The organism is Streptococcus sp. 29887, assembly GCF_032595075.1.
Classification (GTDB): domain Bacteria; phylum Bacillota; class Bacilli; order Lactobacillales; family Streptococcaceae; genus Streptococcus; species Streptococcus iners.
In genome coordinates this window covers 2,078,748-2,094,818 of the sequence record NZ_CP118735.1, presented here as the reverse complement: position 1 = coordinate 2,094,818, position 16,071 = coordinate 2,078,748, and the positions used below count along the sequence as shown (strand labels likewise).

Sequence of the window (16,071 nt, the reverse complement as noted above, 5' to 3'; positions counted from 1 at the left end):
ATAAAATGAGAGAGATGGAGGGCTTTATGGCACTAAAAAAAGCAAGCCTAGCCTGTACTGTTTGTGGTTCTCGCAACTATTCGATTAGTCTGTCGAGTAATCCCAAGCCAACACGGTTAGAAGTAAATAAATTTTGTAAACATTGTGGACAATACACCGTTCACAAGGAAACCAGATAGGAGTAGCGCGTGAAATTTTTGAAAGATATTTTCCAGATTTTAAAAAAGACCGCCTGGCCAACTCGTAAGCAGAGCTGGAAGGACTTTGCCTCTGTTGTACAATACACAGCATTTTTCGTGGCAATTGTTTATCTCTTTGATTTGATTTTGTCACGTGGGATCATGAGTTTAATCAATCTTTTCTAGAAAATACTTGCCATTTGTAAAATGGAAGTGATATAATAAAGAAAAGCGAAAGCCTTCGGGCTTTTTTTAGCGTCTAAAAATGCAGTGGTTCCATAGAAAGGAAGATAAAAATGTACGATAGTTTTGATAAGGGCTGGTTTGTCTTGCAAACCTATTCAGGGTATGAGAACAAGGTTAAGGAGAACTTGCTCCAACGCGCCCACACTTACAATATGTTAGAAAATATCCTTCGTGTAGAAATTCCTACTCAGACCGTTCAAGTTGAGAAAAATGGTGAGGTTAAGGAAGTAGAAGAAAACCGTTTCCCAGGTTATGTCTTGGTGGAAATGGTCATGACCGACGAAGCTTGGTTTGTGGTCCGTAACACACCAAACGTTACAGGTTTCGTTGGCTCCCACGGTAACCGTTCAAAACCAACTCCCCTCTTGGAAGAAGAAATCCGTCAAATCTTGGTATCTATGGGTCAAACCGTGCAAGAATTTGATATTGATGTCAAAGTTGGCGACACTGTGCGTATCATCGATGGTGCCTTCACCGACTACACAGGTAAAATCACAGAAATCGACAACAACAAGGTCAAAATGGTCATCTCTATGTTTGGTAATGATACCATTGCTGAAGTTAACTTGAGCCAGATTGCTGAGTTGTAATTCATTCATGCTCCTCATGGCGACAAGCTGTGGGGAGTTTTTGGTGGTTTGAAAAATTCTTGTTCAAAATTTGCCCATCAACTATTCCATATCTAACCAAATTTAACCGAATTAAAAATCAAAAAAGCCCGAAAAATCGGGCTTTTGACTTGTATAAATTCGGATAAAATCCTATAATAAAGGCGGTAGACGGATTTGAACCGACGATCAAGCTTTTGCAGAGCCGTGCCTTACCACTTGGCTATACCGCCATAACAAAGAATATTGTACCTTAAATAGTGAAATTGGTCAAGTGGAAAAATAAACATTTACAGATAATGTGTCTGGTAAAGGGCGGTGAAAATTGGAAATGCTAGTCGGAGCAACTGTTGGTATGTTTAAGAATAACCATACTTCCACTTTAGATCTATTTTTCATTATGGAGGTTATTATGAAAAAATATCTAGCTTTAGCACTTGTCTGTGTGGCAACTTTAACAGCTTGTAGCAAGTCACGTGTTCAGACGGAACAATCCTCAAGCTCGTCATCCAATCAACAAAGTTCGACTAGTTCATCAACGAAACAACAAAGTTCAACTAGTTCGAGCCAAGTCAAGAAGGACGATAAGGAACTGTATCAGTCCGTCTTTTCGGATTACCAGGCAATCATAGACTTTGCGAATAGTGCTGACAAAGAAAATGTAGAAAAAATGCTGACTGTCCTACAAGGTTTACAGCTTCAAATGAATTCTTGGGTTATGGAAAGTGCGGTAAAATCTGCTCCCCATTTAAGATATGCCTTTTATGATCTTAATCAGGATGGTCAGAATGAACTGTTTATCGGTTCTGAAAATTCGGATGGCTCAGTATTTGTAAAGGGCTTTTATGGGATTATTGATGGCCAAATTTCTTTGTTAGCAGAAAATTTTGTAGCTGGAGTTGGTGGTGGGAGAAGCGCCCTTGTCTTGTTCCAGAGTGGAGAATATGTTAGTTATGGATGGAGTTCAGGGACAGGAGATGCCGTAGGTACGCTTAATAAGTTAGATGCAAATGGTCAATTGATTGAGGGAGTCGAGCAAGATTTTCATATGAGAGATGAACTTGTTTCTGTTTTTGGAAAGACAGAGTCAGAAATTCTAGATCCTAATCAATTTGACTGGGAAGAATTTGAGATTGACAGAACAGAATCAGAAACAGAAATGAGCAGTTCAAATCAAACAGATGGTGTCCAGTCCATGAATTTGGAACAAATCCTAGCTGGAAACTTTTCTAGTTTGGAAGGAGAATGGGTCAATGCGCGTGGCGATCGAATAGAGATTGATAGTCAGGGGAATGTGGCTGTAAATGGGGAGGGCTACACTGTCTTTGTTGATGTACAATTTGCCAAGTTTGAAGGTGAAGTTCTTTTAGCAGGAATTACCAATCCAAATGCTATGGCTTCACCTACCATACCAACTTTGCTGATTCCAAAAGGGGTACAGAATACTTATGGATTTCTAGAAGGGCATAGCGACCAGACGGACACCAGCAAGGATAGGATTTTTACTACCCAGAGTGTCGCAACGACAGAAAGTTTTAGCCAAGGTGTCTTTTATCGAGTGGATGATTAGGAGAGATGGGATGAAAAAGAATAGAATGATATCAGGCTTACTTTTGGGAGCCAGTGTCTGCTTGCTGGCGGCCTGTGGCAGTCAGAAGCGAGAAGTAACCTCGACATCTTCATCTACTTCTATAAGTTCGACTAGTTCTAATTCCAGCACATCAACCACCTCTTCGACCACCTCTGTAGTCAGTAGTTCAAGTAGCCAAACGGGTTTGTGGGATGCTGGTAAAGCAGAAGTGCTGAGAAGTTTTGTGATAGACCAATGGGGGCCATCATTCTCGCCTTCCCAATACTATGTATCTTATGGCCCAAGTCGTCAAGGTAACTTTTTTGGCGTGACCTTGCCCTCAGGTATTCTCAGTGGCCCGGGGCAACAAATGACGCCAGATTTTCTAGGAGAAACTCCTGACCTAGTTTGGAGTGAAAATGGACAAGTGGCAGCAGGAAAAACAGCAGTAGTTGGGATCTATTCGGATATTGAAAATACAAAATACCCAAGTGCCCATCTCTATCTCTTTACCATTAAGGATGGTCAGGTGATTGCTTGGATTACCGAGCAAAATCAGGGTAATCCAGAAAATCGCTTGTATTTCAGACCAACTAAAAACCAGGAATTACAAGCTTTCTTTGAAAACTTGGTCCTCGGTGAAAGTTCAGCAGTGGCAACTGAAACTAGCTCAGCAACTGTTCCTAATACGTCTGTAGACACCAAGAATTTGACCGTCGAGCAGGCAGCTAATTGGGCCAAGGCACATGCAGCTTCTCGTTACGGGGCTCCTTTTACCAAAGCGGATTTTCTAGCCCAAGTGGTTACCAATGTGCAATCTTCGGATGGCTTGGTCTATATTGAGGTAAGAGAAGACCACAGCAGTCCAAATATGAAAGGGACAGATCCCAATGTTGCTCCATCAGCAGGTTTTTATAGAATAAATGCCAGTGGACAGTTAGAAAGAATGGATGTTGTGGCAGGGTTCTATTCTGTTGTCGCAGAAACATACTTTGAATAGAAAAAGTGCCGATTTTTGACGAATTTCTCTACTATTTTGCTTGAAAATAGACAGGTATTCTGATATACTAATAGAGTTGCTGTGCAACAAATACTCATCTCGGACCAATTGTGGTCTTGTTGCCGAAAGGTTGGGCTGCAAGTCGAAGTTCGGGAGAGGAGAAAAAACAAAAAGGAGAAATACTCATGGCAGTAATTTCAATGAAACAACTTCTTGAGGCTGGTGTACACTTCGGTCACCAAACTCGTCGCTGGAATCCTAAGATGGCTAAGTACATCTTCACAGAGCGTAACGGTATCCACGTTATCGACTTGCAACAAACTGTAAAATTGGCTGACCAAGCTTACGAATTCATCCGTGACGCTGCAGCAAACGACGCAGTTATCTTGTTCGTAGGTACTAAAAAACAAGCTGCTGAAGCTGTTAAAGACGAAGCTATCCGCGCTGGTCAATACTTCATCAACCACCGTTGGTTGGGTGGAACTCTTACAAACTGGGGTACAATCCAAAAACGTATCGCTCGTTTGAAAGAAATCAACCGTATGGAAGAAGAAGGCGTCTTTGAAGTCCTTCCTAAGAAAGAAGTAGCATTGTTGAACAAGCAACGTGCTCGTCTTGAAAAATTCTTGGGCGGTATCGCTGATATGCCACGCATTCCAGACGTAATGTTCGTAGTTGACCCACATAAAGAGCAAATCGCTGTTAAAGAAGCTAAAAAATTGGGTATCCCAGTTGTAGCGATGGTTGACACAAACACTGATCCAGATGATATTGATGTTATCATCCCAGCTAACGATGACGCTATTCGCGCTGTTAAATTGATCACAGCTAAAATGGCTGACGCTATCATCGAAGGTAACCAAGGTGAAGACAGCGTAGCAGCAGTTGAAGCTGAATTGGCAGCTGAGCCAGCATCTACAGAATCAATCGAAGAATTGGTTGAAGTTGTAGAAGGTAAATAATAAGTAACGAGGACGATTTAAAATCTATATGGTTTTAGCTCGTGTACAATTCTAAACAACAAAAACAATCCTAGAGGGGCAGGGCTGAGCCCGCTCCTCTATTTTATAAATACAAACAAGGAGAATAGACATGGCAGAAATTACAGCAGCTCTCGTTAAAGAATTGCGTGAAAAATCAGGTGCTGGCGTTATGGACGCTAAAAAAGCATTGGTTGAAACTGAAGGTGATATCGAAAAAGCGATTGAATTGCTTCGCGAAAAAGGTATGGCTAAGGCAGCTAAGAAAGCTGACCGTGTAGCAGCTGAAGGTTTGACAGGTGTTTACGTTGATGGTAACGTAGCAGCAGTTGTTGAAGTTAACGCTGAAACAGACTTCGTTGCGAAAAACGCTCAATTCGTTGAATTGGTAAACACTACTGCTAAAGTAATTGCAGAAGGTAAACCAGCTGACAACGAAGCAGCTCTTAAATTGGTTATGCCTTCAGGTGAAACCCTTGAAGAAGCATACGTAAACGCAACTGCAACAATCGGTGAGAAAATCTCATTCCGTCGCTTTGCTTTGGTTGAAAAAACAGATGCTCAAGCATTTGGTGCTTACCAACACAACGGCGGCCGTATCGGTGTTATTTCAGTTATCGATGGTGGCGACGAAACTCTTGCTAAACAAATCTCAATGCACATCGCTGCGATGAAACCAACTGTTCTTTCTTACACTGAATTGGATGAGCAATTCGTTAAAGATGAGTTGGCACAAATCAACCACAAAATCGAACAAGACAACGAAAGCCGTGCAATGGTTGACAAACCAGCATTGCCACTTTTGCAATATGGTTCAAAAGCTCAATTGACTGACGAAGTGATTGCTGCAGCTGAAGAAGCTATCAAAGCAGAATTGGCAGCTGAAGGCAAACCAGAAAAAATCTGGGACAAAATCATCCCAGGTAAAATGGATCGCTTCATGCTTGATAACACTCAAGTTGACCAAGCTTACACACTTCTTGCACAAGTTTACATCATGGACGACAGCAAAACAGTTGAAGCTTACTTGAACTCAGTAAATGCTTCAGTTGTAGAATTTGCTCGTTTCGAAGTGGGTGAAGGTATCGAGAAAGCTTCAAACGACTTTGAAGCAGAAGTTGCAGCGACTATGGCAGCAGCTCTTGGTAAATAATTGGTAGTCTTCATTTTATCTTTTATTACTTCGTTAACTCGCCTTGCCGTACTTCAGTACAGCCTACGGCTCGTTGCCTCGTACTAAAACCAAACTGAAAAACTACTCGACAATTCAAGAACTTCCGAATGGGAGTTCTTTTCATATTGAGAGGTGTACTTCACGAATGTGACTTGCTTTACAAGCTGTACGGCTCTTTTTGAGGCGAACTTGGTTCGCACTATCTCCAGCCTTCAAAGGTTCCCCAAACCTTTGAAGCGAGTACTAAAAGCAAACTGAAAAACTACTCGACAATTCAAGAACTTCCGAAAGGGAGTTCTTTTTGTAATATCGGTCTTAGGGCGGATATCGGCTATGTTTGATTCGGTTATACTAGTATCAATCCTAAATATTTTTCATAATCTCCTTAAAAAGCACCGGCCTTGTGGTCGGTGTTTTTTGCTATCTGTCTAAAATGTAGGTATCCCAGCTGGAGATGATTGTGAGGAGGTCTGCTGTTGTATTTGATAAAGGGCTTACATGCATAGTTGAAGTAGTTGTCTATAACTGATATAATAAAGGTATTAGTACTCAAATAGAGGGAGGTAATATGCGATTTAGAGTGGATGTAGATTTAAATGGAAATAGTTTGGTGCTTCCGATACATTATCAGCAGCTTATCCAAGGGATTCTCTATCATGCCATGCCACGCGCTGTGGCTGATAAGGCTCATTATCAGGCCAAAGGTGTCAGAAATCTCCCTTTGTTTACCTTTAGTCAGCTGTTTGGGGATGCTTCGAAAGACGATAAAAAGGGAACCTTGCTATTTAGAAAACTATATTTTTATGTATCCTTTAGAGATGATGTCTTGGGATATGAAGTAGTAAAAAAACTGATGAGGGGGATACAAATTTATGGTGAAGAGTATGCCTGCCAAATTCGCCTGTTGCCGACCTATTCAGAAGGACATTGGATTGAGACTCTCTCTCCGATCCTGGTTCGAAGAACAGACCCAGCCACAAAGAAAGTAACTTTTTTTAAACCAAACACAGTAGATTTTACCCTAGCTGTTTATAACAATTTAAAAAGAAAGTATTTGCATTATTATGGTAAGGAGTATGTGGGGGAGTTTGCGCTCTCAGCTACTCCAGAATCCATACAGTCGGTTTCTGTGCGTTATAAGAATACTTATTTGAAGGGTTATACTGGAAAATTCTATTTAGTCGCCAGTCCTCAAGCAATGGAAATGGTCTATGATATGGGTCTTGGTGAAAAAAATGCCCAAGGCTTTGGAATGTTTAAAATGGAGGAAGAAGATGTATAAACTAGTCTATAAGTTAGAAGCTTTATCTGAAATGGTTCATTTTCAGATTGAAGATGCGACAAGTGCGACGATTCGTGCTAGTGAGTTGAAACCGATGTTTGACAGGTATTTGACAGCCTATTTGAAGCGCTCGAAAAAAATGGAGGATTTTTCAGATTTAATCTTAGACTCCAATGAGTCTGACGATGCTGGTCAAAGAGAGGTAGGTAATCAAGATGACTATCTTCATTTTGATTATCAGGTGCGGATAGAGGTTGACCATCCTTATTCGAATAAGATTGTACAGTATGATAGGAGCGAATTTTTCTTTAGGGATAATAAGACAAAGCAGGAAAAATTTGTTCTACTAAAGACCGAGCCGGTCGTTCATTTTTTGACTCCCCATGCCACACTAGCGAGCTTGATCCATGAAAATTTTGAGTATTTTATTGCGATTTCATTTTTTGGTTATCGTAAGGGGAAATATTATGGACAGTTTATCGTGAAGGAACCAAGGTCCAAGCTCAGAAGAGAAGATGTACTAAAATTAGGATTTAGTCGGATTGGAAGAGAGGTCAGCTTTGTAAATATTGGGATGAATGACGCTAAAGAAGTGACCCCTCAAATTATCAGCAATATCAATAAAAATATAAAAACGGTCTTACTGGATGTGATTGAACGACCAGATATTTTGAAAGGGAAGTCACAAATTTTGCGCAAGGAAGAGAATATTGATACGGTTATAAAGACCCTTAAGAATTATCCACTTTTTGATCAGATCAAGCGAGAAAAACATTTAGAAAATCCAGGTGACCTATCTGTCATCCGCTACGTTAGAGGTATTCTGGGGCTGTCGACAAGTGTAGGTGGCTATGAGATTGAGGGTGAAGGGATTTCCCGAATTCCAAATCCAGTCAAGTATTATTTAGGTAATCGGTTTAACGGTAAGATTCGTAGAATTCACTGTCTGTTGGATATTGAATCTGTTAAAGAATTGACAACCTTTGCAGAAGATAAAAAAGTTAACTTTCATTTCAAAGGAGATGAAAACCACCAGTTGATGTTGCCGAGCGAAAAAGAATTTAGCTATTCTCGTCTCTGGGGAATTTTGAAATACCTAATTCCCAAAATGAATCCAGACTATCAAAATGTAAAAAGGGGTAAAAGATAATGACTTATTATGGAATTACAATTGGTCCGGTTGTTGAGACCTTGATGATGTCTTCAAAACCGCTAGGTTTGTGGTATTCGAGCTATCTCTTTTCAGAATTTTCACGAAGGATTTGTCAAAAAGTTCATCAACTAGAAGGAACTGAATTACTTGTGCCTTATTTTTCAGCTGAAGAGATGTCTGAGCCATTTACTGCAGTTGGGATGTTCCCGGATCGAATAATTTTTTCCAGTTTGGCAGATGAAGCTACCATTAGAAGTCTGGTAGAGATAGTTCGTCTAGAGTTGGAAGGCTTGCTATTTGGTGTATCTGGTAAAGAGGTGTCTTCGCGATATTTGTACTACCATTTGGTGAAACTTAATAGGTCTGATTTAGAAGGTCAAGAACTCATTCGATTGGTTTCTTCTGCCTTGGATTCGATGGAGTTGAATGCTCCATCTGTTGATGGGTTTTTGGTCACAAGGGTTAGAAAAATTGTTAGTGAAAATGATGTTATTAAAAGATCCTCCTTGTTTTCTGCCTGTCAATCCTCTCTTAAAGAAGATTTATGGCTTTTGGGAGAGAAGGACAGGGTGCGGAGCCTGGAGCAAATTTGCCAGAATAGTTTTGGAGATGCAGCTAATCAAAAAACGAGCAAGTATTATGCCATTATCCAAGCAGATGGTGATGGTGTTGGCAAGTATATCGGAAATCTGACAACCAATCAAGATATAAAAGAATTTTCGAAAAAGATGTTCGATTATGCAAGTGGCTTGACAGAGGTGGTGAAAGCCTACGGAGCTAGTTTGATCTATGCTGGTGGTGATGATTTATTGGTTCTGGTACCGATGGAACAGCCGGAAGGTCGAACGATTTTTGACTTGTGTAAGGAGATAAATGCTGCTTTTCGTGAGGCATTTGATGATCGAGTGTCAATTAGTTTTGGGGTAAGCATCTTCTACTACAAATATCCCTTGTATGAGGCCTTCAAAAATGCCCAATACCAACTATTTGGACAAGCGAAACAAGTGGAGGGCAAAAAATGTATCTCCCTTTATTTGCAAAAACACAGTGGACAAAGTGTTCAACTCTTGATTAAGCATGATTGGTCAACTGTCAATCTGTCTGACTTGTCAAATAATGATGAGGCTCTACATCATTCTGTAGTAGCTACTTTCCAGGCCCAGAATTTATTTGATTTCTTACTGGCTCAGGCAGAAGAGGGGGCTTCTGATGAGGAAGTCAATCGCTCTATTTTGTTCCATCTATTACATAATCGGTTTGCCTTTGAGTTTGCCCTCAAACAATCGATGGAAACAAGTGACAATCGGTATGTGAACAACTTCATTTCCAATTATTTTAATCATTACACACAAAAACAGGGTCCAGCTCAACAAATGATTCAATACCTTCAGGTCTTGATAGCTAGCTTGCTGGAGCTTCCTGACTATCAGTCGGATGAGCAGAAAATATATGATTTTCTTATCAATTTGCTTCGTTTTAGAAAATTCTTAGTAGAAAAGGGGGCGGAATAATATGGGAACTAAATGGTATAAGATAGGCCTGACCCCCGTAGAGTATTATTATCTGGGGAGTGAGCAAAATTTTAGACGGGATGAGAGTCTTTATTTTGCTGAATCAGAGCAAATCCCCTCGCAGACGACTGTATTAGGGATGCTTCGTTATTATATGTTGAAGTGTGCTAGGGATACCGCTGGTGAAAATCTATTGGGATTTGATGATGCTAAGAAAGCTGACCGGGAGTTATTGATTGGTAGTCGTTCCTTTGATTTTTCTAGTCGTGAGGCACAAGATTTTGGCAAACTCAAGCGTTTGACCAGTGTACAGCTTGTCAATCAAGATGGACATGTCTTTCTCAAACGTCCGTACAATTTGGTTTGCAATGAAAATGGTCCAGAATTAAGTGAAAATCGGAATTTCAAGACCTATAAGCTCGAAAAAGACGGTGGCAATCAGGCCTATTTCACAGCTTTTTCTGCAAAGAACAATGGGAGAGGCCAAGGCTATTTGGAAATCAATCCAGCAAATAAACAAGTGACATTGGTAGATGAGGCAACCTTATTTTCTCGTTCTATTCGGACGCGGGTCAACAAGGGAAAACGGACACGAACGGGCGGAAAAAATGATGATGCTTTTTTCAAGGTGGAAATGTATCGCTTACGTCCTGGCTATCATTTTCAATTCTTTGCAGAACTAGAGGAAAATGTTGAACTAGATAGAAGCGATATTGTTTTCCTAGGTGGCTATAAATCAGCATTTAAGCTGAGTGTGTCACCTTCCACCGAGAAAGAAGTAACGGATTTTAAAGCAGATATAGCTGCTAGCTTGAACCAGTCTATTGTGACCGAGAATAGATTTTACTATGCCCTGTCTGAGATTTATGTGGAAGGACTAGCTGATGTAGATTTTTCTGTCAATCAGAAACGGTATTTCAGAAATCTGGAAACCCAATATAATAAACAGCGATATAAAAAGCGGGAGAATCTAGGGGTCTTGTATGATCGGGCAAGTGTTTTTTATACAACTAACAGATTTGAGATTGACCATGAAAATAGTAGCCAGATTGGCTTAAATGAATGGATTGAAGTAGAGGGGAAGGAGTAGGGACAAATGACAGTTTTTTATACCATGAAATGCGTAACCAACCTCCATGTTGGTAGCGGAGAGACCAACTTTAGTACGGTTGATAAACAGGTGGAGCGTGATGAAATTACAGGTTTTCCGATGATTTATTCAACCAGTTTGAAGGGAGCATTGAGAGAGCATACCAATAAGTATGCTCAAGAATTAGTAGAATCACTTTTCGGTCAAGAAGGTGATGGCGATGGTGCTGGGAAGGTCAAGTTCTTAGATGCCCATCTCTTGGCTAGACCCATGCGAGCAAGCCAGGGGCAGCAAGTGTTCTATATGGTGACGACCAAGCAAATGCTCCAGGATTTTTTAGACTTTCTTTTGCTAGCCAATCAAGTTGATGCTCAACTTTTAACCGAACTTGATAGCCTTCCTGATGAAACTATCTGCTTGTACAGGGAAACTGGTGAGGATGTAGTTGGTGTGGAAGGGATAAACGTTTCAAAAGCACTTGAAGATGACCGGTTTACCGAAATCATTTCCCTTTTCAAAAAAGCTTTAGGGGAGCAGTATAAAACGGTTATTCTGCTAGATGAGAATGACTTTAATGACAGTAGCTTACCAGTCAGAGCCCGCAATAAGGTCAAGAAGCATAAGGATCAGAACAGCAATCTCTGGTATGAAGAGCATGTCCCCTATAAGAGTGTTTTTTATACCATGGTCTTGGAAACAGGGGAAAAAGATTCTGCTCTGGCCCTTTCCCAGCTCACTGAATTACTAGAAAATCACCAGCTTGTGCAAATCGGTGCCAATGCAACAGTTGGATTTGGTTTGGTGAGTATGAACAAATGGTAAAAGGGGGCAGTTATGAATGAAAGAGAAATGCGAAACTGGGTCCTTCAGGCTTTTGAATTATTAAAGGAATACGCAGTTGAAGACCGCTATTCCCTGTTTGCTGTGCAACTAGCTACACTTGGGGCAGCGGTTGCGATGGGAAATATTGCCATGGCTAATCGGCACTTTGCTGCAGGTTTGACCAAGGGCAAACCTGTCGTAAAACAGGTCTATACAGTCCGTCGAGATATTTTGATTGTCTGGAATGATTTGGTCGAAAAAATGAAAACGGGAGCTCAGCCGACCAAACGAGAATATTTGCTAGCTATTGAAGCTTTGAGGGTGGCCTTGCTTTACTACGGACCTACATCTACGGACAAAAATGATCCCATTCAGGAGAAAGGTTTTGAACCAGAAAAGTTGCTTCGGGACATTGAACAAGGACATAAAGCGACAGAAAGTAGAAATTTATCCTATCGCTTTTATGCGGGGAATATGGATACCAGTCGGGAAATATTGAGCAACATTGATCGAAAGGTAGACTATCCCTACCAAGAACTCCTGGACTTGTGTAAGCAACAGAAGGTTGTGGACGATATCTACTATGATGCACAGACTGGTTTTGGAAGCTTTAGTCTAGCAGTAATCTATCCCGGTCTGACGACAGGTTTGGGGATATTATACGAAAATGCTTCGGAGGGAGGTATCAAGAGTGGCTTCAGTCTAGACTACAATACAGGACTTCCTTTTATTCAAGGTTCTAATGTCAAAGGCCGTTTGAGGAGTATTATGGAGAAATTAGTTCAAGTAGAAGCAGTAGATGTGGAATTGCCAGCCTCCATCAAGCAAGAAAGCCTGCAGACCTATCTAGCTAGATTTGAGCAGGAATTAGGGGGCGTGGAACCTACGGAGCTGATAAGAGCTATCTTTGCTGGTCAGGAAGATTGGGAGCAGGGAGATGATATTTTCTTTGATGCTTTTGCAGAAAGACCAGACTGTTTGGCAGAGGATTTTGTGACCAAGCACCATAAGGATAATTTTCAAGAGCCAGTTCCTGTACGCTTTTTGCGTATTAAACCAGATACAAGGATCACCTTCTTGTTTAAGGTTTGTGATTATGAACAGGGAGCAATCCGTATTTCAGCCTTGACAAAACTAAAATTGTTTAGAAGTCTGCTGATGGAGTACGGTATTGGTGCTAAGACCAATAAGGGTTATGGTTATTTGAAGTAAGCTAGTGATGAAGGAGAAACATGCAGAAAGTAGAGAGAGCAAATCTTTTGCCAACGAGGGCAGAAAACCCATATAGCAAACATATTTTTATTCTTCCATTTGTCATTAGTAATGACAAGGGGCTGGAGCCTCAGGCGAATGTCTGGGGTAAAATCTCTGATATGAAGGACCTGCCCTATCTGGAGGAGGACCGTTATTGCTATGCCTATGAAAAATTCCTCAACCAAGAGGTACATGATGCCATTCGCGATTACAGTCGTACCTATCGGTACAAGGGAGGAGAGCGCTACTACCAAGTACATTGTTATCGAAAGGAAGAAGATTCATCAGTTGCTGAGAATGACACACATATTCAAAGCTACCAACTAGATATCAACTATATCTTGATGCGACTGATTCAAGATGATGCCAAAGATGATACGGATAGTAGGATACCTGCAAGGACGGGGTTTCTCATTATTGCGGCAGATAACTACTACTATGAGGATTTAGAGTCTATTCGGGCTATCAATCAATACGGTCGTCGAATCTATGATCCCTTTTTGACCCCTGTTTTATATTATCGCGAATCGCCTTATGATATTACCTTATCAGACCAATCTTTGACGGAAGTCACCAGTCCGATAGCTGAGCCTAGGGATGATTTTAGCGTTGGAAAGGTAAAGGTCAAGTCTGCGATTAAAGACCTCTTCCACTCTTTCTTTGGTCAAAATATCCTCCTCTTTCCTCAGGGATTTAGGGAGAAAAATGACAAGCAGTTGCTGGAAATCAATCGCATCCTTGATGATCGGATGTTTGTTTTGTCAGATTACCAGCTTGAGAAGAGTGACTTTGATGAGTTGAGTTTAGCTATTAGGGAAACATCCGATCCACAGTTTCAGAAATTCTGTCAGGCAAGTGATGGAGATGGGCAGTTGGAGTTGGTCTATAACCAACAAAAACGGCTTTATAGTTATATTTACATTGATAACGGAGATTCAACCTGTCAATCAGCGCGTGCTATTGTTCCTCTTTTACAACGGTCTATCTATGATCGCTGGCTAGACTATGGAACTATTTATGGGGTCACCCAACATTCTATGATAATGCTGACTACCAAGGGGGTGCCAGACTTCCTGCTGACCTATTTCTATACCGAATACCTGGAAATGATTTTGTTTGTCCTTACACAACGGGTTCGTATTCTTAGTTTCTCAAGTGATGCAGGGGAGCGGGCCAAAAACAGTGAGAATACGGACGCCATCCTACAACTACAGAAGCGCTATGTCATTTTTAAAAACCAATTTCTTTTGCCAGAGTTAAGTTCGCAGGAACAGGCAGTGGAACTCTATCAGATGATGCAGGAAAACTTTTTCATCCTCTCGCAGAAGGAGATTTTGGACGATCAGATTACATCTCTCTATGAAATCAGTCAAGCGGAGTCAGCTGTGGAGGAGAAGAAGCGTGATGAGAAGTTGAATAATGTTGTGTTGGCTCTGACCATCTTTACCATTTTTACAGCTCTTGGTGATTTCGAGTCTTCTATCAATGTAATCTTGTCAGGAGTGTTTGAAGTATCTGGTGTCCAAGATTTGACTAAGGTAGGCCTATTTGGACTGAGCGGATCTCTTCTGGTTAAAATAGTAGTTGTTTTCCTATATATCCTCTGTATCGTGCGCCTGATAAAAGCCAGCGAGGTTTCGTATGACTACCCTAAGATTTTCAGGGATATGTTGGCCTATATATTTGGATGGAAGCGGGGGAAAAAATGACGGTTGACAAAATAAACGAAGAAATTGCGGCTTTAGCAGATAAGGGGGCGATTTTTGATGGGTTTCATACCTTTGAAGAACTCTACTATCATCGGATGGTTCTCTTTTCTGTCATCAGCAATACCTATCCTGATAGGGCTTGGAAGAGCAAACAACACCATGACGGGTCCATGTATGACGGATTTTTTATAGTGGGGATGTCAACTCCTGAGGGGCAATATAGTTACCACTATAAACTGGATTACTGGGATTGGTTTAGAGTGGAGGAACTGGAACGAGCTCCCCAATGGGATGGGCATCAAGCGGCGGATGTTGTCCGCTTGTTGTCACTGCTGGGAGGAAATGATGAAAAAACTATTGATTGAATTATATGAGCCCTTTGAATTTGACAAAAATGTCTATCAAGCTTTTTTAACGGATGCTGAACATCTCCTCTATCTCAGCCCTGAAAAAGTGGACAGCCGGGAACGAACTTGTTTGAGCCAATTTATTCGCGATGAGCTTCCTCATATCCAGACGGTTGCCTTTCGTCAACTGGACTTTGTTGACTTGGAGAGAGAGCTAGACAAGCTAGTGGAAGGCTATGATGAGGTGGTTGTGGATACCTTTGGTGGAGATAGCTTGCTGGCGGTTGCTCTATATCGTTATGCTATCCAGCGAGGGATGGCTGTCATTGCCATGGATGTGGATAAAAATGTAATCTATCAGTGGTTATCAAGTGGGATTGACAAGACCAAGTGTCAGGTTCCTTCTCTGACTATATCCCAGCTGATTGCCCTCCATGGCGGAAAAATCTTGCGTTACCATCAGAATCCAGTGGCAAAACACTATTTTTCCGCTGTCAAGGAATTGGCTAGCTATGCTCTTCGCACCCCACGTAAATGGTTGGATGCTATCCAATTCTTTTCCATGGCGGATACGGTGGACCTGAACGCTGATACGGCAAAGGTCTTTACATGGAGCGGTCGAACCTATCGCTATCCCCAAAACTTGATTCCTCTCTTACGGGCTGCAGGCATGCTTCATGTGGAGATGGAAGATAAGAAACGGGTTCGCTATCTCTATCCCAACCCAGAAGCACAGTTGCTTTGTCGGACCAAAGGCTATATTTTGGAGCTTTATCTCTATATATTGGCTGAAGAATCTGGTCTATTTGATGAATGCTATCTTGGAGTGGAGATTGACTGGAATGGGATTTTTCCAGAGGTTGCCAATGTGCAAAATGAGATTGACTTAATTTTACGCAAGGGAAGAAGGACGGTCTTTGTGTCTTGTAAGATGACGGATTTGACTGCTGAAGCGGTCAATGAGTTGGATCTCTATGCAGAACATTTTATGGGGGATGACTGTCTGAAAGTGATGGTCTGCACAGGAAAGATTTCCCCAACCATCTACCAGCGCTGCCAGGAATATGGGGTTTTGGTCATAGGTCTGGCAGAAGTGGAGAACTTTGTCGTCCAGCTCAAACGGCATTTGAGGGCTGGGTAGGGAAC

Annotated in this window: 16 protein-coding genes and 1 tRNA gene; 16 read left to right on the top strand and 1 reads right to left on the bottom strand. The window is 41.3% G+C overall.

Annotated elements, in window-relative coordinates; all coding sequences use genetic code 11:
- Positions 1 to 26 precede the first annotated feature (26 nt).
- The 3 genes from rpmG (at position 27) to nusG (ending at position 1,015) form a co-directional block, all read left to right on the top strand.
- The gene (gene rpmG / locus PW252_RS10135; RefSeq protein ID WP_002940258.1) at positions 27 to 179 is read left to right on the top strand and encodes a 50S ribosomal protein L33; all 153 of its coding nucleotides are present in this window, start codon (positions 27 to 29) and stop codon (positions 177 to 179) included.
- Positions 180 to 188: 9 nt separating this feature from the next.
- Positions 189 to 365 (top strand): preprotein translocase subunit SecE, encoded by a 177-nt coding sequence (gene secE, locus PW252_RS10130; protein ID WP_105124308.1) that lies wholly within the window; start codon positions 189 to 191, stop codon positions 363 to 365.
- A 110-nt stretch (positions 366 to 475) separates the two neighbouring features.
- Positions 476 to 1,015, top strand: a complete 540-nt coding sequence (nusG, locus tag PW252_RS10125) for a transcription termination/antitermination protein NusG (RefSeq protein WP_002940254.1) — start codon at positions 476 to 478, stop codon at positions 1,013 to 1,015.
- Positions 1,016 to 1,195: 180 nt separating this feature from the next.
- On the opposite strand, the gene PW252_RS10120 is transcribed toward nusG, so the two are convergent.
- A tRNA-Cys gene (locus PW252_RS10120) sits at positions 1,196 to 1,266 on the bottom strand.
- Positions 1,267 to 1,445: 179 nt separating this feature from the next.
- Here PW252_RS10120 and PW252_RS10115 point away from each other — a divergent pair.
- From PW252_RS10115 to PW252_RS10055, 13 genes are all read left to right on the top strand, one after another.
- A complete protein-coding gene (locus PW252_RS10115; protein WP_248049447.1) occupies positions 1,446 to 2,603 on the top strand; it encodes a DUF6287 domain-containing protein in 1,158 nt (385 codons plus the stop codon).
- Positions 2,604 to 2,613: 10 nt separating this feature from the next.
- On the top strand, positions 2,614 to 3,603 hold the full coding sequence (locus PW252_RS10110) for a DUF4767 domain-containing protein (RefSeq protein ID WP_248049449.1): 990 nt from the start codon (positions 2,614 to 2,616) through the stop codon (positions 3,601 to 3,603).
- A gap of 185 nt (positions 3,604 to 3,788) precedes the next feature.
- Complete coding sequence (rpsB, locus tag PW252_RS10105; protein WP_105108254.1) at positions 3,789 to 4,565, top strand: 30S ribosomal protein S2; 777 nt, start codon at positions 3,789 to 3,791, stop codon at positions 4,563 to 4,565.
- Positions 4,566 to 4,695: 130 nt separating this feature from the next.
- Complete coding sequence (gene tsf, locus PW252_RS10100; RefSeq protein ID WP_248049450.1) at positions 4,696 to 5,736, top strand: translation elongation factor Ts; 1,041 nt, start codon at positions 4,696 to 4,698, stop codon at positions 5,734 to 5,736.
- Between the two features lie 589 nt (positions 5,737 to 6,325).
- Positions 6,326 to 7,039 (top strand): CRISPR-associated endoribonuclease Cas6, encoded by a 714-nt coding sequence (cas6, locus tag PW252_RS10095; RefSeq protein WP_248049451.1) that lies wholly within the window; start codon positions 6,326 to 6,328, stop codon positions 7,037 to 7,039.
- On the top strand, positions 7,032 to 8,189 hold the full coding sequence (locus PW252_RS10090; protein WP_248049452.1) for a hypothetical protein: 1,158 nt from the start codon (positions 7,032 to 7,034) through the stop codon (positions 8,187 to 8,189). Before cas6 ends, PW252_RS10090 begins: the two co-directional genes overlap by 8 nt.
- Positions 8,189 to 9,703 carry a type III-B CRISPR-associated protein Cas10/Cmr2 gene (cas10, locus tag PW252_RS10085; RefSeq protein WP_248049453.1) on the top strand — a complete coding sequence of 505 codons (1,515 nt, stop codon included), beginning with the start codon at positions 8,189 to 8,191 and terminating at the stop codon, positions 9,701 to 9,703. The genes PW252_RS10090 and cas10 overlap by 1 nt, the downstream gene beginning before the upstream one ends.
- Before the next feature lies 1 nt (position 9,704).
- Complete coding sequence (locus PW252_RS10080; RefSeq protein WP_248049454.1) at positions 9,705 to 10,793, top strand: type III-B CRISPR module-associated Cmr3 family protein; 1,089 nt, start codon at positions 9,705 to 9,707, stop codon at positions 10,791 to 10,793.
- 6 nt (positions 10,794 to 10,799) lie between these two features.
- Positions 10,800 to 11,615, top strand: a complete 816-nt coding sequence (gene cmr4 / locus PW252_RS10075; RefSeq protein WP_248049455.1) for a type III-B CRISPR module RAMP protein Cmr4 — start codon at positions 10,800 to 10,802, stop codon at positions 11,613 to 11,615.
- Positions 11,616 to 11,627: 12 nt separating this feature from the next.
- Positions 11,628 to 12,827, top strand: coding sequence for a type III-B CRISPR module RAMP protein Cmr6 (gene cmr6, locus PW252_RS10070; RefSeq protein ID WP_248049457.1), 1,200 nt, complete (start codon positions 11,628 to 11,630; stop codon positions 12,825 to 12,827).
- 20 nt (positions 12,828 to 12,847) lie between these two features.
- Complete coding sequence (locus PW252_RS10065; RefSeq protein WP_248044825.1) at positions 12,848 to 14,578, top strand: hypothetical protein; 1,731 nt, start codon at positions 12,848 to 12,850, stop codon at positions 14,576 to 14,578.
- Positions 14,575 to 14,943 carry a WDGH domain-containing protein gene (locus tag PW252_RS10060; RefSeq protein ID WP_248044823.1) on the top strand — a complete coding sequence of 123 codons (369 nt, stop codon included), beginning with the start codon at positions 14,575 to 14,577 and terminating at the stop codon, positions 14,941 to 14,943. Before PW252_RS10065 ends, PW252_RS10060 begins: the two co-directional genes overlap by 4 nt.
- Entirely contained in the window at positions 14,921 to 16,066 is a 1,146-nt protein-coding gene (locus tag PW252_RS10055; protein ID WP_316716741.1) for a hypothetical protein, read from the top strand. The genes PW252_RS10060 and PW252_RS10055 overlap by 23 nt, the downstream gene beginning before the upstream one ends.
- The last annotated feature ends 5 nt before the right edge of the window (positions 16,067 to 16,071 follow it).

Coding starts and splice junctions, on each gene's coding strand:
- rpmG (WP_002940258.1), top strand. CDS start 27: ATGGCACTAAAAAAAGCAAGCCTAGCCTGTACTGTTTGTGGTTCTCGC.
- nusG (WP_002940254.1), top strand. CDS start 476: ATGTACGATAGTTTTGATAAGGGCTGGTTTGTCTTGCAAACCTATTCA.
- PW252_RS10115 (WP_248049447.1), top strand. CDS start 1,446: ATGAAAAAATATCTAGCTTTAGCACTTGTCTGTGTGGCAACTTTAACA.
- PW252_RS10110 (WP_248049449.1), top strand. CDS start 2,614: ATGAAAAAGAATAGAATGATATCAGGCTTACTTTTGGGAGCCAGTGTC.
- rpsB (WP_105108254.1), top strand. CDS start 3,789: ATGGCAGTAATTTCAATGAAACAACTTCTTGAGGCTGGTGTACACTTC.
- tsf (WP_248049450.1), top strand. CDS start 4,696: ATGGCAGAAATTACAGCAGCTCTCGTTAAAGAATTGCGTGAAAAATCA.
- cas6 (WP_248049451.1), top strand. CDS start 6,326: ATGCGATTTAGAGTGGATGTAGATTTAAATGGAAATAGTTTGGTGCTT.
- PW252_RS10090 (WP_248049452.1), top strand. CDS start 7,032: ATGTATAAACTAGTCTATAAGTTAGAAGCTTTATCTGAAATGGTTCAT.
- cas10 (WP_248049453.1), top strand. CDS start 8,189: ATGACTTATTATGGAATTACAATTGGTCCGGTTGTTGAGACCTTGATG.
- PW252_RS10080 (WP_248049454.1), top strand. CDS start 9,705: ATGGGAACTAAATGGTATAAGATAGGCCTGACCCCCGTAGAGTATTAT.
- cmr4 (WP_248049455.1), top strand. CDS start 10,800: ATGACAGTTTTTTATACCATGAAATGCGTAACCAACCTCCATGTTGGT.
- cmr6 (WP_248049457.1), top strand. CDS start 11,628: ATGAATGAAAGAGAAATGCGAAACTGGGTCCTTCAGGCTTTTGAATTA.
- PW252_RS10065 (WP_248044825.1), top strand. CDS start 12,848: ATGCAGAAAGTAGAGAGAGCAAATCTTTTGCCAACGAGGGCAGAAAAC.
- PW252_RS10060 (WP_248044823.1), top strand. CDS start 14,575: ATGACGGTTGACAAAATAAACGAAGAAATTGCGGCTTTAGCAGATAAG.
- PW252_RS10055 (WP_316716741.1), top strand. CDS start 14,921: ATGATGAAAAAACTATTGATTGAATTATATGAGCCCTTTGAATTTGAC.